The sequence below is a fragment of the Haloferula chungangensis genome, assembly GCF_042664875.1.
GTDB classification, from domain to species: domain Bacteria; phylum Verrucomicrobiota; class Verrucomicrobiia; order Verrucomicrobiales; family Akkermansiaceae; genus Haloferula; species Haloferula chungangensis.
The window spans coordinates 13264-34261 of the sequence record NZ_JBHTBS010000017.1 but is presented as its reverse complement, the minus strand read 5'-3'; the positions used below and the strand labels follow the sequence as shown (position 1 = coordinate 34261).

The following is a 20998-nucleotide window of genomic DNA, read 5'->3' as shown; positions in this document are numbered from 1 at the left end:
AGGAAGTGGAGGAATTGGCGGCTGGGCCGCAAGGGGTAGGAGGCTTGGGCTTTGGGGCGGACTGAAGTCCGCGGTCCCTTATTTAAGGATGTTCCAGCGTTTCGCTTTGACTTCGAAGGTGGGGAGGGAGCCGGAGGGCGCGGCGCTGACGGGAATGCGGAGGCTGAAGGTGGAGCGCAGCTGATGAGCGAGGTCGGCGGCGGTTTCTTCGGTGGTCTCGACTTTGAGACTGAGCTCGGTGAGGGCGTGGCGTTGATCGATTTCCACCTGATACTCGCCGATCTCGGGGAAGCTTCGGACGACGGCGTCGATCGCGCTGGGGTGGATGTTGATGCCGCGGATGACGACCATGTCGTCGCAGCGGGAGAGGACGCCGCCATCGAGCGCGAAGTGATCACCGTGCGGCACGGGCTTGACGAGGTCGCCGGTGCGGTAGCGGAGGAGCGGCGAGCCATGCCGACCGAGGGTGGTGAGTACGAGCTCGCCGGTTTGGTCGCTGCCGGGTTCGATGATTTTTTCGGAATCGGGATCGATGACTTCGCAGAAGTACGACTCGTGCCGTAGCAAGAGCAGGTCGGCTTGATCCATCGAGCTGACGGAGACCGGCCCGATTTCGGTCATGCCATGGTGGTCGAAGACGCGGGCCTGCCAGGTGGATTCGATGGCGCGGCGGACTTCTGGGATGCTGCCTCCGGGTTCGCCGCAGACGACGATGGTGCGGATGCCGAGGGATGAGACGGGGAGTCCGATATTCAGTCCGACTTCGGCGAGCCGCAGGGCGTAGGTGGGCGTGCAGCAGAGGATGCGGGACCTGCTGCGCTTGAGAAGGTGGAGACGGTCTTCCGAGGAGAGTCCACCACCGGGAACGGCGCGGACTCCCATGCGGGTGGCGGCCTCGAAGCCGGCCCAGAAGCCGAGGAAGGGACCGAAGGAAAAAGGAAAGAAGGCGGTGTCACCTGGGAGGACACCGGCACCGCGCCAGACCCACTCCCAGTTATCGAGGATCCAGGTCCAGCTGTTAGGGTCGTCGAGCCAGATGAGCGGTTTGCCTCGGGTGCCGCTGGTCTGGTGATAGCGATGATAGCCTTCGAGTGGGAAGCTGTGGGTGCTGCCGTAGGGCGGATGCGCTTCGTGGTCGGCGGCGAGCTCGTCCTTGGTGGTGAAAGGGATGGTGGCGGTGAACTCGGCGAGGCTTTCAAAGCGGGTGGGGAGGCCGCTGAGTTTTTCCGCGTAGAAGCGGTTCGCCGGGAGAATCGCGGCGAGGAGTTGGTTGAGCTTGGGGAGTGGGTCGGGCATGGGTGCGGTGACGTCGCGGGGAGGTGCTGCGGGCTTTTTGGGGTCAGGATTCAAGGGGGCAGTGGTCAGAAAGGCAGAGAGGCGGAATGGTGGTTCGGCGGTCTTTCTGACCCCTGAATCCTGACCCCTGTTCCCCAATGCTTGAACGACTCTAACGGTCGGTTTGCACGGGGACGGGTTTCGCGGGAGGTGCCGGGGTGGGTTTGAACTTGGTGGCCATGAAGCCACCGACGGCGGCCATGAGGATGCCGATGTAGAAGGGGATTGGGATCGCGGAGAAGCCTCCTTTGGGCGGGTGCATCATGATGCCGACGACAGCGTTGATGATCGGGGCGCCGGCGAAGATGGTGGACATGACGAGCACCGCGACGATGCCGGGGTTCATGCCGGATTTGACGCCGGAGCCCATGGCGACGAGCACGAAAAAGGCTCCGACGGCTCCGAGGATCCCGGCGAAGAGGGAGAGCCACATGCCTTTCGGTGGCATGTCCCAAGACATGTTTTTCGACATGAGAAGGATGGCGAGCGGGGCGAGCACGGCGACGAGGAAGTAGGCGATGCCGACGAAGAAAAAGGCTTTGTAGCGTCCGAGTTCCTTGTCAGCCATGCCCATCTGGCCGGCGTGAAGGAAGATGCCGTAAAGGCCCCAGCAGGCGACGGTGATGAGTGCAAAGTAGAGCCAGTTCATGTTTTTGGTCATTGGGAGAAAGTGCAGAGTGATCAGTGATCAGTGATCAGTGATTGAAGTTTTACTTTGAGGGCTTCGGGAAGCGGGACGGCCTTGATGCCTTCATCGGTGATGGCAACGTGGGCGACGGAGAGTTTACCTTCGGCGACGAGGGTTTCTTCCTTGGTGATCTCAAAACGGTAGCGAACGGAGCGGTTTCTGATTTCTTCGATATAGAGACTGACGGTGAGGAGGTCGCCGAAGCGGGCGGGGGCACGGTAGTCGCAGGTGGCATTGACACGGGGCCAACCGGTTTCGAGGCCCTCGACGAGGCCATGAAGTTCGTGATCGAGGCTGCGGAGGAAGGAGTGCTCGCAGGACTCCATGAAGCGGAAGAAGTTCGTGAAGTGCACGATCCCGGCCATGTCGGTTTCGTAGAACTCGACGCGGCGTTGGATTTGGTGGGCGGGTGCGGACATGAGGGAAATTGAAACGCTAAGACGCAAAGGACGCCAAGGCTGGGGTTGATGATGCTAGTTGAGGCTCAAATCGAGAAGGCGAAAGGCGATCCAGGCTGCTGGGAAAATACCTAAAAGGGCGATCCAAGCAGCGGTTCGGTATGTGACGATTTTTTTTGAGGATGGGATCGTGGTAGCCGTCGTTGCTGAACCAAATCACTCCGGTCGCCACGAACTGTATGGCGGCCTGCATCGCTCCGGATCGACTTTTTGCAAGTGCAGGGCCTTCAACAAAGATCATCCAGAGAGAAAGGCCGAGTACGATGACAGAGGCAATCCGATGAGGCCACTTATGAGGGAGCGTTGCGTATTCGGCGATCTTCAAGGCTTAGGATCCGAGAAAGTTGAGGAGACGAAGGATGGCGGCAAAAACGAAGGGGACCAGAATCCATGTGAGAATCAGGGTGTAGTTCCACGTTTTCTGTTCTGAGTCCTTGGCGTTTTTGAGTCGCGGCGAGTTCATGAGAGCGAGTTCGGAAGGGATTCGGCGAGGGCGAGGAAGCGGTCGCGCATGGCTTCGACACTGTAGAATTCTGCGGCGGCTCGACGACCGTTTTTGCTGAGGGTTTGGAGTTCGGTGGGATTGGAAAGGAGTTCATGCCAGGCGGTGGCGAGGGCTATGGGGTCGTTCGGGGAAACGAGGTGGCCGGCCTGGCTTCGGTGAATGATTTCGCGGAACGAGGCGGCGTCGGGCTGGACGAGCGGGACGCCGGCGGCGAGGGCTTCGACCATGTAGAGGCCGAAGGCTTCAGGGTAGGTGGCGGGGACGCTGAAGAGGGCGAGACCGCTGAAAAATTGGTGCTTTTCTTCGAGGTCGATGTTGGGGGACCAGTTGACGTGCTCTGTTAGATTGGCGGCGGCGAGTTGTTGCTTGAGCTCGGCGACGAGCTTCTCATCACCGGCGGTCATGGCTCCGGCGATGTGGAGGCGCGCGTCGGGGTGCTTGAGCTCGTGGCGGAGGTGGATGAAGGCTTCGACAAGGTGGTGGACGCCTTTTTCCCGGATCATGCGGGCGAGGTAGCCGATCGTTGGCCGCTGCGCGGCAGTGCCGAGTGAGCAGTGAGCAGTGAGCAGTGGAGATTCAGGCGGCTGGGCCGCATGGGTGTGAGGCTGGGGCTCCGGGGCGAGCTGAAGCTCGCGGTCCGATTGAGAGAGGGAGATGCCGTTGGGGAGGACTTCGATTTTCTGCTTGGGGAGATTCAGGCGCCCGCGCATCAGGTCGGCGTAGAACTGGCTGGGGGAAATGAGCAGGTCGGCTTCCGGGAGACGGGCAGTGAGTTCGTTCCAGCAATCGGTTTTGAAGGGCTCCGGGAGTCCGTCGAGAAAGCTGTCCTCCCCTTGGAAGGAACAAAGGATTTTGACGTCGAGGCGTTTCCTCAATTCGCGGATCATGCCGGCCTGGAGGGCGGTGCCGAGCAGCAGGATGTCGGGCTTTTCCTGAGCGAGCCAGTCGATGAGCTTGTCCATTTCCTGGCCGAAAGGGCTGTCCTCGATGCGCAGCATGGCGAGGGCCATTTCGCCGTGCTCACGGGCGGAGGTCATGTGGCTGCGCCTGGCGGCGGAGCGGAGCAGCGAGGCGTTGTTGAGGAGCTTGTGGAGAATGCCGGGAATGCGGATGCGAAGCTTTTGCTGGAGAAAGACATTGATGCCGCCGAAGAAGATCGGGTTGTCGGCGGTGGGGAGCTGGGACTCGTCGAGCTGAAGCGGGAGATACATCGGCAGCAGCGAGACCTCGTGGCCGGCGGCGTGCAGGGATTTGGCGAGAGCGTTGTCGCGCATGCAGGCTCCGCAGTAGTAGGAGCCGGTGCCGGGGGTGAGGATGGCGATGCGCATGTCAGTTGAAGAGGATTGAAACGCAAAGGCACCAAGGACGCAAAATCTTGAGGAGGAGTTGAATCACTTGGTGAGTTTTTTCCAGATCTCTCCGTTCTGGCCTTTGGTGTTGGGGAAGGGTTTTTGGTCCTTCGGGCAGATGATGATTCCGACAGAGGTGATGTAGGCGTCTTGCTGCGTCAGGTCGCAGACATCGGTCAAAACCTTGAGCAGAGAAATATTCCTTCTTTGATATTTTTTGATGCGGCTCGAACGAGCCGCTTCGTGGATATCGAGGCCGTCGTCTGCCTCAAGTTTGCGAGGTTTCCTGATGATAATGGAAACTCCGCGCATCTCAGCTGCTTCCTCGCGATCCAGCTCAAGGGATCTTACTCGCAAGTAGTCGATAGCTTCTTCGAGGGTGGTGTCTTGAAAATCAATTATGGGGATGACGATTCCTTCGAGTTTTTTGAGAACGAGGTCACCCAGAGAGTCTTTGGCGATTGCGGGACAAAGAGTGGAGATCAGGAGAAAGATGACGAGGTGGAAACGAAGCGGCATTTGGCTGATACTTCCAGTGATGAATCCTGTGGAGGAAGAGGGGGGCGATGCGTGATTGACGACCGATTCTCCAGTTGGGAAATATGGAATCCGAAGTTGCATCCTCACACATCGATAACGTCACTGTTAAGTAGCCGACCCTTCGCAGGTAGTTGCGAGTGTAACTTCGCGCTCTTCAGATCGCCATGTCGCGTAGCCTAGTGCGGCAGTGACATCGTCCTTCGAAAGGTAGGGATAGAGTTGGATGATCTCTGTCGGCGTTGTGCCGGATGTGATCAGGCCCAGGATGGTTCCGACGGTGACTCTGGTGCCTTTGATGCAAGGCTTTCCGCCCATAATTGCGGGGTCCATTGTGATGCGCGTAAAATCAGGGAAGGTCATACTGGGACAATGGCAGAGGCTTAGGTGGAGGTCGAGGGGTAAGAGAATACTTGGAAGTGGCTCGGAAGACGGTGGCAAGCCACCGCAGTCCAAAGCCTTCGGCTAGGTTATGGCAAGGGGCTTGCCGTATTCGATGGGCTCGGGAAGTTCGGCGATTTCGGCCATGGCGGCGAGGAGCTCAGTGAAGTCGACGCCCTCAACGTTACCGATGAGCAGGTCGGTCAATTTCGGGCGGAGGTCGGGGTGGGCGCGGATGAGTTTTCCAAAACTGAAATCGGGATCGTAGAAGGCGTAGACGATCTTGCGCATGGTCTCGATGTGCCCGCAGAGGGTTTCTCCGTATTGGGTGAAGGCGGACGCGGAGAAGTCACCTTTTTCGAGAGCCATGTGGGTGGCGTCGGCGGCCATTTCACCGGATTTCAAGGCGAGGAAGACGCCGCTGGAGAAGACGGGATCGAGGAATGAGAAGGCGTCGCCGACGAGGACGAGACCATCGGTGGCGCAGTGCTCGGCACGGTAACTGTATTCGCCGGTGACCCAGTATTCGCCGAACTGCGTGCCGGGGTCGAGGTGGTCCTTGATCCAGGCGTTGTTGTCGATCTCGCGGGTGAAAATTTCGGCGGGGTCGCGGGTTTCGCCGGGTTTGTAGAGGTAGTCGCGTTCGGCGACGATGCCGGAGCTGACGATGCCGTTGCGCAGCGGGATGTTCCAGAACCAGCCGCCTTCAGGCAGGTAGGCAATGGTGGTGGCGCCTTCGTCGTCGCCGGGATCCCGTTTGGCGTCCTTGAAATAGGTCCAAATGGAGATCTTGTTGAGCATCGGATCGCGCTGGCGGGTGCCGTGCTTGCGTTGGTAAAGGGCGTCGCGGCCGGTGCAGTCGAGAGTGATCGGGGCGTGGACTTCGAAGGCTGCGTCGCCGTCGGTGCTGGCACGGACGCCGGTGATGCGTTCGCCTTCCTTGAGGAAGTCAAGGACAGTGGTGTTCTCGCGGACTTCGGCGCCTTTGCTGCGGGCGTTGTCTAACAGCATGAGGTCGAAGTCGGAGCGCTCGACTTGCCAGGTGACGGCGGCGGGGTGGTCGATGTGCTGGGTGAAGTAAAAGGGGGCGGAGATGCGACCGTCGGGGACGGCGAACTGGACAGACTTTTTCTGCTGGTAGCCAATCTGGTTCATTTTCTCGGCGACGCCGAGTCGCTCGAGCGAGAAATAACAGAAGGGCATCAGCGATTCGCCGATGTGGTAACGGGGAAATTTGGCTTTCTCCAACAGGAGGACACGATGGCCTCTTTCCGCGAGGAGCGCGGCGGTGGTGCTTCCGGCGGGGCCTCCTCCGATGATGATGGCATCATAGCTTGGCATGATGGGAATTTTGGAACGAATGGGAATTATGTTGGAAGGATCTCGATGATGCGGGCGAGGCAGCTGCCATCGTCGCTACGGATCAGGTGATTGTAGCGTCCGTAGAGGATTGCGCTACCCGGAGTTTTCTTGAAGACCACCTTCAGAGACTCGGCGGGGACGCTGAGAAAACCTTGGGGCTGGCTGTGATAAGTGAGGCCGGATTGATTGAGGATGGCCCCGAGGGGGGTGTCGCCAGCGAGGATCTTGGGCCGGAGTTCGGTAGGAAAATGATCGAGAAGGATCTCGATGAGGCCGTATTCGGCGGGTTTGCCTTCGATCGAGGTGTGGAGGGTGACTTCACGCAGGTAGAGGTTTTCGTTCTGCTCGGAATGGATGACTTTGAGCGTGATGGCATCGCCGTGGAAGCGCTCAAGTTCGGAGGTCATGTCGTGGTCGTGGACCAGGAGACGATGGTAGGGCTCGGGGACGGCTTCGGGGGGAAGCCATTCAAGCGGAGCGACGGCGAGATGGGAGTGCGAGAGGATGTTGTCCAGCTCGGCGGGGAGGTGGGGTGCAGAGGTCATTCGCTGAGGCGTTTGCGGATCCATTCGGGACTTCGTCGGTTGTCGATCACGGCGATCACGGAGATGGTTTCGCCGTGAATCGGTAATAAATCTGATGGGGAAAGTTCCGGCAGTTTGAGCGATGAAAACCTCCAATTTGTCTGTGAGTGCCAGCCATCCAGCGAAGGCTTTCGATTTCGGCCTTTAGCGAAACGAGAAAGTAGTCCCCAGCTCCGGGCTCTTGCTTCTCGTAAAAAACGAACCCTTCAGCGAGGTCGTCGTGCGCCTCGGGTGTGAGTTCGATCCGAATCATCTTCCGATCGAATCTTTTACGGCGTCCCAATCGAGCATCTTCGATTCGCCTGATTCAATTTTTGCCCATCGACGACGAACCAGTTCGAGATGGTCTTCACGAAACTCGTCTTCGTCAGCTTTCTGGCGCATGTCTTCCCAGAGAGCATCCATCAGTTGGAGCTTCTCACGGCCGGACAGTTTCGAAACTTCTGCGAGGTTCATGATGCTGGCAATTTAGCGTGACTTGGATGGGAATGCGAGCGGGAGTTTGGCGGGTGGGATGTGCCAGCTGATTCGCGGCGGGCCGCCGCAAGCAGGGCCTGCTGCGCGCCGCAGCAGCGACGCTTTCACTCAGACAATCTGGTCGGTGACGTGTTGGGGCAGGAAGAAGTCGTGGAGGAGGTTGTCGACACAGAGCAGGCCGTCGCGGGTGAGGATGATCTTGCCGTCCTCGACATTCAGCAGGCCTTCGTCGTGGATCTGGGCAAGTTGGCTGTCGAAGCGCTCGAGGATGTTGACGCCAAACTTTTCGCTGAAGTGGCCGGCCTCGACCTTGCCGAGTTTCATTCTGAGAATGAACTCGCGGATCATGCGCTCTTCCTCGGTGGTCTGGAGGGCGCGCTTGATCGGCATGCGGCCGGCGTCGAGCGCCTTGTCGTAGTCGTCGATCTCGGTGAGGTTCTGATAATGGACCCCTTTCGCGTGGGAGAAGGATGCGACACCGAGGCCTAACAGGTCGGCTCCTCCCCAGAGCGAGTCGCGATAGATGAACTTGGTGCGGCTGGGGTCCTTCACGGCGGTGTAACCCGAGGAAATGGTGTAGCCGTCGGCTTCAAGGGCGGCGAAGGCTTCCTTGACCCAGCGACGTTTGGTTTCCCAGTCGGCGATCGGTGCGACGAGCGAGCCGCTGGCCTTCATGTCCTTGTAGATGCCGGTGTTGTAGGGAACCTCCATCTGATAGATGGTGACGCTGTCGGGTTGCAGCTCGAGGGTCTTCTCGATGTTGCGCTGCCAGTTTTCCTCGGTCTCTTCGAGCATGCCGGCAATGAGGTCGATGTTGACCTGATCGAAGCCTTCGGCGCGGATGCGTTCGTAGGCGCGGTAGACTTCCTTGGTGCGGTGGGCGCGGCCGTTGATTTCGAGAATACGGTCGTCGAAGTTTTCAATCCCAAGCGACAGGCGGGTGACGCCGATGTCCTTGATGGCCTTGACCTTGTTCGGATTGAGCGTGCCGGGTTCGGCTTCGAAGGCGATTTCCTCGGCGGCATCCCAGGGGAGCAGCGCTTTCATGCGGTCGGTCAGCTCGGTGAGCTGGCTGGGCGAGAGGTAGCTCGGAGTGCCGCCGCCGAAGTAGACGAAATGCGGCTTGCGGCCCTCGATGAGCGGCTTGCGGGCCATCGTTTCCAGCTCGCGGACGGTGCAATCGAGGTAGTGCTTGATCTCGTCGGCGTTCTTGTCGGTGTAGACGCGGAAGTAGCAGAAATGGCAGCGCTTCCGGCAGAAAGGGATGTGGTGGTAGAGGCCGAGTGCGGGCGGGGTGCCTTCGTGCGGCGTGGCATAGGCCTGCTCGACAGCGGCGGCATTGTCTTCCGACCAGAAGGAGAAGGGCGGGTAGTTCGAGATGAAGTAGTTGCCGGCGCGGGTGCCTTTTTTTTCTGGAGCGGTGGATTCAGGCATGATGTGGGAGCAAAGGTAGTGGAGTTCTGGGAAAATGGAAGGCGGAGGATTTTACGCGACCCGAACCGGGAATCTCTCTGATATTTATTTGAGGGGATTGGGCTTTCAGTGGAGCTTGGATTGGCATTTCGTCGGAGGAGCTCATGGATACCTTGATCTCTCTCGCGGCGCTGCTGGTTTTTGGCTACGGCCTGTTCTCGGGGAGGCTGTCGAAGACGGTGATTTCCGGTCCGATGTTGTTCGTTTTGGCAGGCGTGCTCGCAGGGCCGCTGGGATTCGACTTGTTCGATCCCGGCTTGGAATCGGAGATGGTCAAGGTGGTGGCGGAGGTGACCCTGATGGTGATCCTGTTCACGGATGCCTCGACCTTGAAATTGGGGGCGCTGAAGCGGGAATACAAGGTGCCGCTGAGACTGCTGGCGTTCGGACTGCCGTTGACGATGATGCTGGGCTTTGCGCTGGCGGTGCCGATGTTTCCCGGAGTGAGCCTGTGGCTGGTGGCGGCAATGGCTTTCATTTTGTCGCCTACCGATGCGGCGCTGGGGCAGGCGGTGGTGTCGAGCGACCAGGTGCCCGATGAAGTGAGGGACACGATCGAAGTGGAAAGCGGACTGAACGACGGAATCGCTTTGCCCGCGGTGATGGCGTGCATGGCGGTGATCGCGGCGGAGGCAGATGCCGAAGCGGACGTTTGGCAGTGGGTGGTTTTTGCCGCGAAACAGATCGGACTGGGGCCGGTCGTGGGGGCTGCGGTGGGGCTGGTGGGAGGTCGCCTGATGGATCGCGCCGTGCAGCGGGACTGGATGAAACCGGTATTTCAGCGCCTGGCTTCGATTTCCTTGGCGGTGATCAGTTATGCGCTGGCCGAAGAGGTGGGAGGAAATGGATTCATTGCGGCATTCTTCGGCGGACTGATGCTGGGAACACAGACGGAACGGGTGAGGGAGCGGTTGCAGGAATTTGGAGAGGCGGAGGGTCAGCTGCTTTCGCTCTCCGTGTTCCTGATCTTCGGCATGGTGCTGGTGCCGAAGTTGAGCGATCACTGGGACATGATGGCTCTGCTCTACGCGTTGCTGAGCCTGACCGTGATCCGGATGTTGCCGGTGGCCTTGTGCCTGATGGGCACAAAGATGGACCGCGTGACGGTGGCCTTTATCGGGTGGTTCGGGCCACGAGGCATTGCCTCGGTGCTCTATCTGCTGATTTTTCTAACAGAGGTGGGCGGGGAAGGAAGCGAACGGATGCTCTCGGTGATCGTGCTGACGGTGCTATTGAGCGTGCTCCTCCACGGAGTCACGGCGGTGCCGTTCTCGAGGTGGTATGGGGCGTATCTGGAGAAGAAGGGCTGATCTACTTGATCACGAAGACGGTGCCTTTGGCGCCGGTGACGATGAGCCGGTTTTGGGCGAAGATGGCGGGGGCGCTCAGTTTTTCTCCTAGATCGAGCGTCCAGAGCTCTTTGCCTTCAAAGGTGACGGCATAGAGGCGGCCGTCGTTGGAGCCGAATACGATGGCGTCGTCGAATACCAAGGGGGAGGATTCGACCGGGCCGCCGGTGCGAAATCTCCAGAGTAGCTCTCCGGTGGTGGTATCGACGGCGTGGAGGTGCTTGTCTTTCGAGCCCACATAGACATGGCCGACCTGCTCGTTGATGGCGGGGGCGCTGGAAAAGGGGAAGTCCTCGGCTTCGTAGATCCAGTCGAGCGAGTCGCCATCGGCGAGCGTGGCGACGAGTTGATGGGCGTAGGTCGTGCAGTAGATGATTTTACCGAAGGTGGCCACGCTGCTGATGATCTCGGCGTCAGTGGTGACTTCGTTGGTGAGGGTGCCGTCCGAAAGCTTGATGACATGGATGACCTTGTCACAACCGCCGAAGGCGACATGGGTCTCATCAATGATCGCGGGGGTGCCGTTGATGTAGTTGTCCGTCTTGTAAGACCAGACGGCTTCGCCGTTGCTGGCGTCGAGACAGCGGGCGATGCCGTCGTAGCCGTTGACGAGCACCCATTCGCTTTTGCCATCGGCTGAAGAAGTGACGACGGGGGCGGAGGGGAACTTTTCGTCGCCTTGGATCGACCAGAGTTCGTCGCCGGTCTTGAGATCGAGGGCGAGGAAAGTGTTGTCACCGGAGCCGACGAAGACGCGGTTGTTGGAAAGTGCGGGGGCGGCCTGGATGGTATCGTCGGTTTCGTGGGACCAGAGGAGTTTCCGTGTTTCGAGATCGAGACAATGGACAAGGCCCATGATGTCGCCGACGACGAGATGCTGCTCAGCCACCGTGGCCTCTGCCATCGCAGGAGCTTCGAGGTCATAAGTCCAGTCGATGGCGGGAGACTGCGGGACGGGCGCGTGGACGCGGCCCTGAAGTGCGGGACCACCGCGGGTGATGGGCCAGTCGGGGGTGATGGGCTTGGTGGCTTGTACGGGCGAGGCGGCGGGCTCGACTTCGGGCGGGGATTCCTTTTTGCAGGCGGGGAGGATGAGAAGGGATGCGAGTAGGATGAGGGCGCGTGACGTGGCATAACCGGCCTGCTTTCCGCAGCCTCGTGTGGAGGACGGGTCTCGGTCAGGGGCGGGAGGAGTGGCTTGGGAGGTTGAAGCTTTCAAGATGAAGAGGAGTCCTGCGTTGATGACCGGTAAGGTCATGTCACTGTTAGGGCGGCGGTGTAGATGGCGGTGACTTCCGGTCCGTTGATCGGGCGCGGGTTGAACTTGCCGGTCCACTGCGGGAGGGCGGCGGCGGTGAGTTCGGGGATGCGGGTGATGTCGATGTCCAGACGGGGAAGATGGGCACTGGCAATGATGTTCTCGAGCCAATCGATGAGCGGCTCGCCGAGGTAGCTACTAAAGTCATCGTAGATGGCGGCGGATTCCGGGTCTACGGAGTTGAAGCGGATGACGTGGGGGAGGGTCAGGGCGACGGCGTGGCCATGGGGCACATCGAAGAAGGCGGTGAGCGGGTTGGCGGTGGCGTGGGCGGCGCCGAGCATGCTGTTCTCGATGGCGCTGCCGGCCATGGCGGCTCCAAGGAGCATCTTGCTGCGTTGCCCGATGGGGGCGTCGGGCTTGAGGATCGAGGAAATGGATGAGGCGATCAGACGGAAAGACTCGCGCGAGTAGGCGGAGGAGATCGGGTTGCGCTTGGTGCAGACGGCGGACTCCAGGGCGTGGCTCAAGGCGTCGAGCGCGGTGAGGGTGGCGACCTTTTGAGGTTGGGAGAGGGTGAGCTCGGGATCGAGGATGGCGATTTTGGCGAGTGCCTTGGGGTCGCCGCAGGCCATCTTTTCGTGGGAGTCCTCGCGCGAGACGACGGCGTAGGACTGGCATTCGCTGCCGGTGCCGGCGGTGGTCGGGATGGCGATGAAGGGGAGCAGTGGCTTTTCGGCGTGGCCGTAGCCGTGGTAGTCGGACATGCGGCCGCCGTTGTTGAGGAGGAAGTTGCAGCCCTTGGCGGTGTCCATGCTGCTGCCGCCGCCGAAGCCGATGATCAGGTCGGGGGCGAGGGGCTCAGCGAAGGCGCGGCAGGCTTCGATGTCGGTTTCGCCGGGGTTGATGTGGGTGTCCTGATAGGTGGTGACTTTCAGGCCGGCATCACGGAGCAGGCCGGTGGCGTGGCGGATGTGACCGGCGGCGACGATCCCGCTGTCGGTGACGAGCAGGATGTTGGTGGCGCCGAGGGATTTGGCGGCGTCCGGGAGCTCGGCGAGACGTCCGGGTCCGAAGAGGATGCGGGGAGATGGGCGGGCGTCGAAGGAGGTCATGTTAGAGGCCGCTGCGCGGCAGTGCCGAGTGAAAAGTAGAAAGTGAAAAGTGGGAGAAGTTCGGAGAACTTTGGAGTGCGGTGGCAGAGTGAGTCTGCGAACGACGACACCGCTTTTGGAGGCTTGGCTTGTTCGCAGACATTTAGGGAACAACGAAAGCGCGCGAAATGTCGCGAAATTTGAGGAGTCGGGATGTGGACGTGGCTTGGGGCGTTGCGGCTGGGTGAGGTGGTGGATTTTTTCAGGTGGCTCGCAAAGCGGTGTCGACGCTTCGCTTTGCCACCGCAGTCCAAAGTTTTTGCTGCGCTACGCGCAGTCTGCTTTGGGAGTCAATTGATGAAACTTGGCGTTCTTGGCGTTTCAAATTTTCTTAATTTAAGTGAGGGCGACGTCGCCTTGGATGGCGCGGCGGTGGTAGAGGAATTCGAAGAGGTTGCCTTCGTGGGGTTGTTCCCACTGGACGCGGTTGGTGGGATACGGGCCGAGGTTGAGGCGTTCGATGTCGGGGCTGAGGAGCAGTTCGCTGATGAAATTCTGGTCTTCGGTAAAGGCGCTGACGACGAGGGTCTCGCCGATGCTGCCGACCATTTCGCTCTGCGGCATCTCGACGATACTGGCGTAGGGGAACATGAACTCGGTGTTGGCGAGCGGGTGGTCCTTGTCGGTGCAGGAAATGAGGGTCGGGTTGAGGTAGAATTGATCGAAGGCTTCGACCTTGCGCTCGCTGCTGCGGTGCTTGGCGGTGAGGTCTTCGGCGCCGGGCTCCTTGAGGTGGGCGGTGATGAGTTCGTCGATGCCGTCGGCCATGGCGGGGTTGGCGAAGCCACAGAGGAGCGCGTTTTCGTCGTCGCGGGCGTGGGGCTGGATCTCGGCGAGCTTTTTGGCGAGGGCGTCGGCGAGTTCGTCGCGGTGGCTGGGGACGAGGATGGCGGAGGTGTTGATGCAGGAGCGGCCGCCGTTGGCGGAAATGGATTGGACGATGACGTCGAGGAACTCGGGCCAGCGTTCGATCATGTCTTCGCCGATGAGGATCTTCGAGCGGCCGGTGCCGTGGACGGAGATGCTGGGGAAGGCGGCGTACTTCGCGAGGGTGGTGTCGTTGCCGAAGGCGATGCCGCGGCCGCAGGTTGTTAGGATCGTGTCGCCGCCTTCGTGGGTGGTCGGGTAGAAGCCGAAGGCCTCTTTCGGGAAGCCGGCCTGGATCATCGCCTGGACGATACGCAGAGGGGTGAAGGGGTCTTCGCGGCCGGGCTTGAGGAAGACGGGGATCTTCATCACCGGGGCGGGAATCCACAGTGAGTTGACGGCGGGGGCGTTGCTGGGGAGGGAGACGCCGAGGGAGGTGGTGGCGGGGAAGTAGTTGACAGTGAGAGAGGGGGATTCTTTTTCTGGGGAATTCGGGCGGACTAAAGTCCGCGCTCCGATGGAGGTGAGGCCTTTGTCGAAGATTTCGAGCGGGAGTTGTCGGGTGAGGCCGCCGATGACGGTGCGGATCTCGGACATCGCGGCGTGGATCTTGCCCATGTTCATGCGCACGAGGGTGTGCGGCAGGCGGGTCAGGGCGGAGAGGGCCTCGATGTACTGCTGGGGGGATTGAAGTGAGGGTTCGGACTCCTGGGGCGAGGCGACACAGGCGAGACGCCTGTGCTCCTTGGTGCCGCAAGGGAGATCGGCGTGAAGGAAGAGCTCGGCGGCTTGCTCACAGTAGTCGGCAAGCGTCTCGGCGGGAATGGCGTCGAGGGCGGCTTTGGCTTTGGCGACTTGAAGGAGGTCGCGACGGATCAGGCCGGGGTTGGCGGTGTGGGTGGTGAGCGTTTCACCGTTGCCAAGGTCGAGTTCGACGAGGTCGAGAGAGGTGTAGCTTTCGCCGAGGCGGAGGATGGGGATGTTCATGGGAAAAGGCCGCAGAGCGGCAGTGCCGAGTGAGAAGTGATCAGTGAGCAGTGGAAGACTGTGGTTCTGTGGGCTTGAGTTTGGAGAAAACTAGCGAGAAGTTTCCGTGAGCTTCGTGGCCCATGGTTACGAGAAGGAAATTGCGATCGTCCTGTGCGAAAGATTTTTTCAATGGGCCTTCGGAGTTGATGTGAGAAAAGGCGGTTACCTTTGAAGCCGTGGGACTGGAGATGTGCGAGATGTAGATCGCATCGGGAATCTGTGACCCGACAGCTTCTTCGAATTTCCAGCCGGAGGACTCCCATTTCGAGATCTCGTTATCGATGTTCGATGACTCCTTACAACCCGATGATAGCAAGCCAAGCATTCCGAGGAATAGGCCGAAGAAGTGGTTGATGCGGAAAAAGGGGAGGGTCATAGGAAAGTTTGCTGGGTTCTAATGTGGGCGTTGGTCAGCAAGGAGTTGTTTGTCTAGGAAAGGTCTTTCTTCCTCTTTGCCTTTTGGGCTCTGCGTTTCTCAGTTAGACGTTCAGCTTTCGTCGCGTTTCGTTCTCCCAGCGTCTTTCTCCATTCTTTTTGGGCTTCGAGGAAATCTTTGTTTCGCGTTAGAAACTCTTCGGCTTCGTCAAGGGTGTCCGGAAACTTTCCAAGTTCTGGGCTTTGAGTTCCTGCGAATCTGATCCCGCCCTCGTAAAGCACTTCGACTTTTTTCCATTGTTCGAGGTCTGCGATAGGTGGGGCTTTGAAATTTCGACCCATCTCATTTGCGGGATTTCCACAGTCAGGACACTTTGGCGATTTAGACTGAGGAGACCGTTTGAACGACTTTCGGCAACCGAAACACGCGTGCTGGATCAGAAACCTTGGGCCTCGGGGATTCATCACTGTCGTCATGGAAAAGAACCTTTCAGATTAGTATACCCCCTCGATCACCGTCTTCGTGCCGCTCTGGAACGGCCGGACATCACCGACGCCGTCCCAGGGGAACTCGTCGCAGGGTTGGCGGCGGATGGCTTCGTCGCGTTCGAGGAAGCGGGGCATGAAGAATTCCTTGGTCATGGTGGTGAGCTCGACGCGGCCGTATTCGTCGTAGTCCATGAGCTGGGTGGTGTCGTCGGGGTTGACGATGCGGAGCACGGCGCGCGGTTGCGGGGCGTGGTAGGTGAGTGAGTATTCGCCGGGGCCGCGCTTCTTGCTGATGGCGAGACCCATCAGGGTGTTGCCGTAGGTGGGGGCGAAGTTGACTTTGCCTTCGAGGACTTCTTCTTCGATGAAGCGGACGTACTGCGGGGTCATGGTGGTGCCGCCGGCGAAGACGCCGCCGATGCCGGCGTCGGCGAGCGACATGCGTTCGGCGAGCGACTCGAGGAGTTTCGGGGTGGTGAAGAGGCAGCCAATGTCGCGGTGGCGGATGATGGTGGCGGCCTGGTCGATGACGTGCTGCTGATAGAGCTTGGCCATTTTCATTTCACCCATGCCGATGAGGCGTTTGACCCAGCGCGGGTCGAGGTCGATGAAGTAGCAGGCGCCGCCGCGGATGTTGGCGAGGTGCTCGATGGCCATGCGCAGGCGTCGCGGGCCGGTCGGGCCGACCATCAGCCAGTTGGCGCCGGCGGGGAAAAAGTCGGGGCCGTAGTGTTCGGAGAATTCGGTGTAGTCGGTCTTGTAGTCGTCCCAGCCGATGCGCTGCTTGGGCATGCCGGTGGTGCCGCCGGTTTCGAAGACGTTGTAGGGGCGTCCGGCGAAGGCTTTGGGGATGAATTTGGCGGGGTCTTCCTTGCGCAGGACTTCGTCGTCGAAGTGATCGAACTTCAGGAGGTCGGCGAAGCTGCGGATGTCGGTGAGCGGGTTGAAGTCGAGGGTCTTGGCCTTTTCGAGCCAGTAGGGGCAGCCGGTTTCGGGGGAGAAGTGCCACTTGACCATTTCGAGGGTGTGGGCGTCGAGCTGGGCGGCGGCTTCGGGGATGGTGAGGGTGGAGGACATTGCTTGATTGGGAAAATTGAAACGCCAAGACGCCAAGGACGCCAAGGTCTGAGGATCTTTGATTTTGGGAAAGGCAGGTTTTTAACCGCGGATGAACGCGGATGGACGCAGAATTTTTGAGGGAGGTGGTGTTGTTACGGGTGCTTATGGGTAGATCATACGGGGATTTGGGCAAGGGTGGGGGCGGACATTTTGAGTGGTTCAGGGGGCGTGCAAGAGGGGTGGGTTGGTGGTGCGGGCTTTGGGGGTCAGGATTCAGGGATCAGGGAGGGGCTGGTCAGACCCCCAAGCACTTTGTCGGTAGGGGGGCGAAACGGGGTTCGGCGGCCGGAGAGCTTGCGCCTCCGGCAAGAATTTGGCCGATTGTGGTAGTCCCTACCGTTGAGGCTCCTTGGCCATTGCGGATACTCCCTGACCCCTGAATCCTGTACCCCAAAGCCGGAAGAACTGGCGACGTCCTCTGCACGGTTGACGGCGGACCTCTCCCGACCGGAGGATGCGGGCATGAAGATCTTGCTGCTGGGGATGCTGATGACGGGTGTGGGGATGGCGGCGGACTGGCCGCAGTGGCTGGGGCCGGATCGGAATGGGACCTGGAATGAGGAGGGAGTGATCGCGGATTTTCCCGAAGGGGGGCCGAAGGTGCTCTGGCGGGAGCCGGTGGGGCTGGGGTATTCGGGGCCGTCGGTTTCTGAGGGGAAGGTGTTCCTGATGGACTATCTGATGACGGAGGGGGAGGTGGTGAATGATCCGGGGAAGGCGGTGGAGATTAAGGGGAAGGAGCGGGTGCGCTGCTTCGATGCAGAGACGGGCAAGCCGATCTGGGAGCATGCGACGGAGCGTCCTTACGAGCTTTCGTATCCTTCGGGGCCACGGTCGACGGTGACGGTGAGCGGAGGAAAGGCGTATGCGCTGGGAGGCATGGGGCATTTGATGTGTTTGGATGCGAAGAGCGGGAAACTGCTTTGGGAGAAGGATCTGGTGAAGCTGTACGAGCCGGGATTTCCGATCTGGGGATACTCGGCACATCCGCTGGTCCATGAGGGGCTGGTGGTGACGATGGCGGGTGGCGAGGGGAGCTCGGTGGTGGCTTTCGATGCGGAGACGGGGGAGGAAAAATGGAAGCAGCTTTCCTCGAAGGAGCCGGGCTACTGTCCGCCGACGGTGATCGAGTATGGCGGGACCGAGCAGATGATTGTTTTCACGCCGGAGGAGCTGGCGAGTTTGGAACCAAAGACGGGGGAAGTGCTTTGGTCACAGCGGCTGAAGGTGAACTTCAATATGTCGATCGCGGCGCCGCAGTTTTCGGACGGGAATCTGTATGCAAGCGGGATGGGCCGGATCGGGGCGCTCTATCAGCTGGACGCGGAGAAGCCGGGGGCGAAAAGGCTGTGGAGGGGGAAGCCGAAGACTTCGCTTTATTCATCGAATGCGACGCCGGTGATCTTCGATGGGACGATGTATGGTCCGGACATCGAGACGAGCTTGCTGGTGGCGGTGGATTTGAAGGACGGCAAGCGGCTGTGGGAGACGACGCTTCCGGTGACGGGCGAAGAGGGTTCGCGGGTGCGGCACGGGACGGTGTTCCTGACGCGGCACGAGCCGAGCGGGCGCTTCTATCTGTTCAACGAGAAGGGTGAGCTGATCATCGCGGAGCTGACGCCGGAGGGCTACAAGGAGCTCGGGAAGTCGCAGATTCTGAAGCCGACGAATGATACGTTTGGGCGGGATGTGGTGTGGACGGCGCCGGCGTTCGCGATGAAGTCGGCGTTTGTTAGGAATGATGAGGAGTTGGTGCGGGTGGATCTTTCCGCCCCCGGCGGAGTGCCAAGTTCCGAGTGAATAGTGCGAAGATGGAGAGATTCTTTGTTGGTCTCTATCTAGAGATCACGGCTGTTGTGGGATCCGGGGTCTTGTGTTAGCTTCCTGACCAGTGGAAAGGAAAGTCAACGTGGATGAAGTGATTGGGAAGACTGTCGGAAAGCGGACGGTTGGTGATCCTTTGTCGGTGAAAACCAGTAGCAAGGAGCATGCGAAGGAGTGGCATAAGGCTTTTGGGAGTCGTCTTGTTCCGCGTGGGGTCTATCGATTTACGAGTCACGAAGAGGCAGATGCATGGATGTGGAAGATGATCAGTCGTCCGAGGAAGGGCTAGAATCGCGTGAGCCATCTGCGGGTGATCTTGCGGATCTCTGTAGGAGCCTCAATGAACGAGGGGCAAAGTACCTTGTGGTAGGAGGGTTCGCGATTCGAGGTGCGGGTTACCTTCGGGCGACCATGGACATCGATCTTGTGATCGATGTTGCGCTTGAGAATGAGGCCAAGGTTTACGATGCCTTGAGATCGCTTCCGGATCGAGCGGTGGATGAACTTGAAGCCGGAGATGTGGACCGTTTCACCGTGGTGCGGATTGCCGATGAGATCGTCGTCGACTTGATGAAATCGGCGAGTGGGATCGACTATGAGGAGGCCTCGAAGGAGGTCATCGTTCGGGAAGTCAACGGAGTCTCTATTCCTTTTGCTTCAGAAGCCTTGCTGTGGCGGATGAAGAGGACGACCCATCGTGAGAAGGATGCGGGCGATTTGCTTTTTTTGAGGCAGCAGTTTGAAGCGCGAGGAGAGTCGCCTCCTGATTAAGCGAAGAACTTCTTGAGGGTGGTGTCGCTGGGCTTTTTAGTCAGGAGGGAGACGACGACCAGGGTGATGGCGCTGGCGGCGATGATCAGGGTGACGGGCATCATGCCGGCGATGAGAAGTTCGTCCTCTTCGGCTCCCGCAGGTTTCACGGCGATGATGTCGTGGTAGAAGAGGATGCACCAGACGGTGGCGGTGACGAGGATGCACGAAATGGCACCGGCCTTGGTGGTCCCCTTCCAGTAGACGGAACCGACGATCAGAGGGAAGAGGCCGGCGAAGCCACTGAAGCACCAAACGCCGAGGGCGAAGACCTGAGCGGTATCCATGAGGGCGCAGGCGAGGCCGTAGGTGAGAGCGACGATGAGCAGGATGAAGCCGCGGGCGATGAGCACCTTCTGCTGATCCGTGAAGCGGTCTTCGCCGAATTTCCGGATGACGATGTCGCGCGTGAACATGGTGCCAAGGCACATGAACTGGGAGTCGAGTGACGACATGATGGCGGCGAGCACGCCGGCGCCGACAAGTCCGCTGAGGACGGGCGAGTGGACGAGGCTTTCGACCATGCGGCCGAGGATCGAGTTTGGCGACTGGCCGGGGCCGAGGGGACCGACGTGGGCAGCGGCCCAGATGCCGATGAGAATGCAGGGAACCCAGACAATCATGATGAAGATCGGATGGGCGACGACGGTCAGCTTGAAGGTCTTGGCGCTTTTGGCGGTCAGCCAGTGCTGGAAAAGATGGGGGAACATCCCGACGGAGAGCGGGATGAAGCAGTAGGTGAAGAACTGGGCCTGGCCGATCATCCCTTCGCGGGCGGCGCGGGGTTTGGCGAAGTCGCTTTCAAGCACGGCCTGGCTGGCGGCTTGCAGGCCGCCGAGCTTGTTGGAGATCATGTAGAAGGCGATGATGCCGGTGACCATGAAGACGATGGTCTGGAAGGTGTTTGCCCAGACGGCACCGCGCAGACCGCCGAAGAAGACGTAGAAGAGCACGATGGCGCAGATGGCGCCGCCGCCGAGTTCGGGTGGGATCCCACCGCTGAGTGGGTGCGGGTTGCCGTTGGGGAGGAGCAGTTCGAACTGCTCGGGGAACATGCCCTTGGTGGAAGCCTGGATGAATTTTCCGGCAGCGATGACTCCGACGAGCAAGTACGGGATGAGTAGTAGAATGAGGATCGGGAAAAGGATGTAGCCGATCGCGGGGGCGTCGTAGCGGTTACGGAAGTACTCGCACTGGGTCAGGTAGCCGTGTTTTTTGCCCACGGCCCACAGTCGGATGCCGACGAGGAAGAAGACGGCGGAATGGATCAATCCGGACCAGGAGGCCATGAGACCGTAGGTGCCGATGCCGGAGGTGTAGGCCTTGCCGGTGGAGCCGACCAAGGCGAAGCCGGTCATGGTGGTGCCGAAAATCGACATCAGCAGGAGGAAGGAGCCGACGGTGCGAGAGACGACGAAGAAGTCGGCGCTGGTGCCTTTGGAGAAGCGGTTGGAGACGATCCCCAGTCCGATGAGGAGCAGGAGGTAGCCGGCGATGATGTATAAACTTGTCATGGAGAAGTGCCGAGTGAGCAGTGATCAGTGAGCAGTGGAAGAGGCCGACTGGAGTCGCGCG

At 59.9% G+C, this 20998-nt stretch carries 21 protein-coding genes; 3 read left to right on the top strand and 18 right to left on the bottom strand.

Annotated features, from left to right (window positions below):
- Positions 1-78 precede the first annotated feature (78 nt).
- The 11 genes from ACFQY0_RS19855 to ACFQY0_RS19805 form a co-directional block, all read right to left on the bottom strand.
- Complete coding sequence (locus tag ACFQY0_RS19855; RefSeq protein WP_379716324.1) at positions 79-1350, bottom strand: phenylacetate--CoA ligase family protein; 1272 nt, start codon at positions 1348-1350, stop codon at positions 79-81.
- Positions 1351-1447: 97 nt separating this feature from the next.
- A complete protein-coding gene (locus ACFQY0_RS19850) occupies positions 1448-1984 on the bottom strand; it encodes a hypothetical protein (RefSeq protein WP_379716321.1) in 537 nt (178 codons plus the stop codon).
- A 32-nt stretch (positions 1985-2016) separates the two neighbouring features.
- Positions 2017-2442 (bottom strand): acyl-CoA thioesterase, encoded by a 426-nt coding sequence (locus ACFQY0_RS19845; protein WP_379716318.1) that lies wholly within the window; start codon positions 2440-2442, stop codon positions 2017-2019.
- A 367-nt stretch (positions 2443-2809) separates the two neighbouring features.
- Entirely contained in the window at positions 2810-2944 is a 135-nt protein-coding gene (locus tag ACFQY0_RS19840; RefSeq protein WP_379716315.1) for a hypothetical protein, read from the bottom strand.
- On the bottom strand, positions 2941-4314 hold the full coding sequence (locus tag ACFQY0_RS19835) for a glycosyltransferase family 4 protein (protein ID WP_379716312.1): 1374 nt from the start codon (positions 4312-4314) through the stop codon (positions 2941-2943). The genes ACFQY0_RS19840 and ACFQY0_RS19835 overlap by 4 nt, the downstream gene beginning before the upstream one ends.
- Positions 4315-4377: 63 nt before the next feature.
- Positions 4378-4854: a hypothetical protein gene (locus ACFQY0_RS19830; protein WP_379716309.1), complete on the bottom strand. Its 477-nt coding sequence runs from the start codon at positions 4852-4854 to the stop codon at positions 4378-4380.
- Between the two features lie 126 nt (positions 4855-4980).
- Positions 4981-5205: a DUF433 domain-containing protein gene (locus tag ACFQY0_RS19825; RefSeq protein WP_379716306.1), complete on the bottom strand. Its 225-nt coding sequence runs from the start codon at positions 5203-5205 to the stop codon at positions 4981-4983.
- 132 nt (positions 5206-5337) lie between these two features.
- Positions 5338-6594 (bottom strand): NAD(P)/FAD-dependent oxidoreductase, encoded by a 1257-nt coding sequence (locus ACFQY0_RS19820; RefSeq protein WP_379716303.1) that lies wholly within the window; start codon positions 6592-6594, stop codon positions 5338-5340.
- Between the two features lie 26 nt (positions 6595-6620).
- Positions 6621-7160: a hypothetical protein gene (locus ACFQY0_RS19815; protein ID WP_379716300.1), complete on the bottom strand. Its 540-nt coding sequence runs from the start codon at positions 7158-7160 to the stop codon at positions 6621-6623.
- Between the two features lie 288 nt (positions 7161-7448).
- On the bottom strand, positions 7449-7655 hold the full coding sequence (locus tag ACFQY0_RS19810; protein ID WP_379716297.1) for an addiction module protein: 207 nt from the start codon (positions 7653-7655) through the stop codon (positions 7449-7451).
- A 129-nt stretch (positions 7656-7784) separates the two neighbouring features.
- Positions 7785-9110, bottom strand: a complete 1326-nt coding sequence (locus ACFQY0_RS19805) for a coproporphyrinogen-III oxidase family protein (RefSeq protein ID WP_379716294.1) — start codon at positions 9108-9110, stop codon at positions 7785-7787.
- Positions 9111-9253: 143 nt separating this feature from the next.
- Here ACFQY0_RS19805 and ACFQY0_RS19800 point away from each other — a divergent pair, with 143 nt between their 5' ends.
- Positions 9254-10459, top strand: coding sequence for a cation:proton antiporter (locus ACFQY0_RS19800; RefSeq protein WP_379716291.1), 1206 nt, complete (start codon positions 9254-9256; stop codon positions 10457-10459).
- A 1-nt stretch (position 10460) separates the two neighbouring features.
- Here ACFQY0_RS19800 and ACFQY0_RS19795 read toward each other — a convergent pair whose 3' ends face one another.
- The 6 genes from ACFQY0_RS19795 to ACFQY0_RS19770 form a co-directional block, all read right to left on the bottom strand.
- Positions 10461-11756, bottom strand: coding sequence for a beta-alanine-activating enzyme beta-propeller domain-containing protein (locus tag ACFQY0_RS19795; RefSeq protein WP_379716288.1), 1296 nt, complete (start codon positions 11754-11756; stop codon positions 10461-10463).
- The gene (locus ACFQY0_RS19790) at positions 11753-12871 is read right to left on the bottom strand and encodes an iron-containing alcohol dehydrogenase (RefSeq protein ID WP_379716285.1); all 1119 of its coding nucleotides are present in this window, start codon (positions 12869-12871) and stop codon (positions 11753-11755) included. The genes ACFQY0_RS19795 and ACFQY0_RS19790 overlap by 4 nt, the downstream gene beginning before the upstream one ends.
- Before the next feature lie 375 nt (positions 12872-13246).
- On the bottom strand, positions 13247-14764 hold the full coding sequence (locus ACFQY0_RS19785) for an aldehyde dehydrogenase family protein (protein WP_379716282.1): 1518 nt from the start codon (positions 14762-14764) through the stop codon (positions 13247-13249).
- A gap of 40 nt (positions 14765-14804) precedes the next feature.
- Positions 14805-15182, bottom strand: coding sequence for a hypothetical protein (locus ACFQY0_RS19780; RefSeq protein WP_379716280.1), 378 nt, complete (start codon positions 15180-15182; stop codon positions 14805-14807).
- A 53-nt stretch (positions 15183-15235) separates the two neighbouring features.
- Complete coding sequence (locus ACFQY0_RS19775) at positions 15236-15523, bottom strand: hypothetical protein (protein ID WP_379716277.1); 288 nt, start codon at positions 15521-15523, stop codon at positions 15236-15238.
- A gap of 153 nt (positions 15524-15676) precedes the next feature.
- Positions 15677-16747, bottom strand: coding sequence for a hypothetical protein (locus ACFQY0_RS19770; RefSeq protein WP_379716274.1), 1071 nt, complete (start codon positions 16745-16747; stop codon positions 15677-15679).
- A gap of 504 nt (positions 16748-17251) precedes the next feature.
- Between ACFQY0_RS19770 and ACFQY0_RS19765 the strand changes: the two genes are divergently transcribed.
- Entirely contained in the window at positions 17252-18589 is a 1338-nt protein-coding gene (locus ACFQY0_RS19765; protein ID WP_379716271.1) for an outer membrane protein assembly factor BamB family protein, read from the top strand.
- Between the two features lie 435 nt (positions 18590-19024).
- Entirely contained in the window at positions 19025-19384 is a 360-nt protein-coding gene (locus ACFQY0_RS19760; protein ID WP_379716268.1) for a hypothetical protein, read from the top strand.
- On the opposite strand, the gene ACFQY0_RS19755 is transcribed toward ACFQY0_RS19760, so the two are convergent.
- A complete protein-coding gene (locus ACFQY0_RS19755) occupies positions 19381-20937 on the bottom strand; it encodes a sodium:solute symporter family protein (RefSeq protein ID WP_379716265.1) in 1557 nt (518 codons plus the stop codon). The two genes, ACFQY0_RS19760 and ACFQY0_RS19755, sit on opposite strands and share 4 nt — an antisense overlap.
- Between the last annotated feature and the right edge of the window lie 61 nt (positions 20938-20998).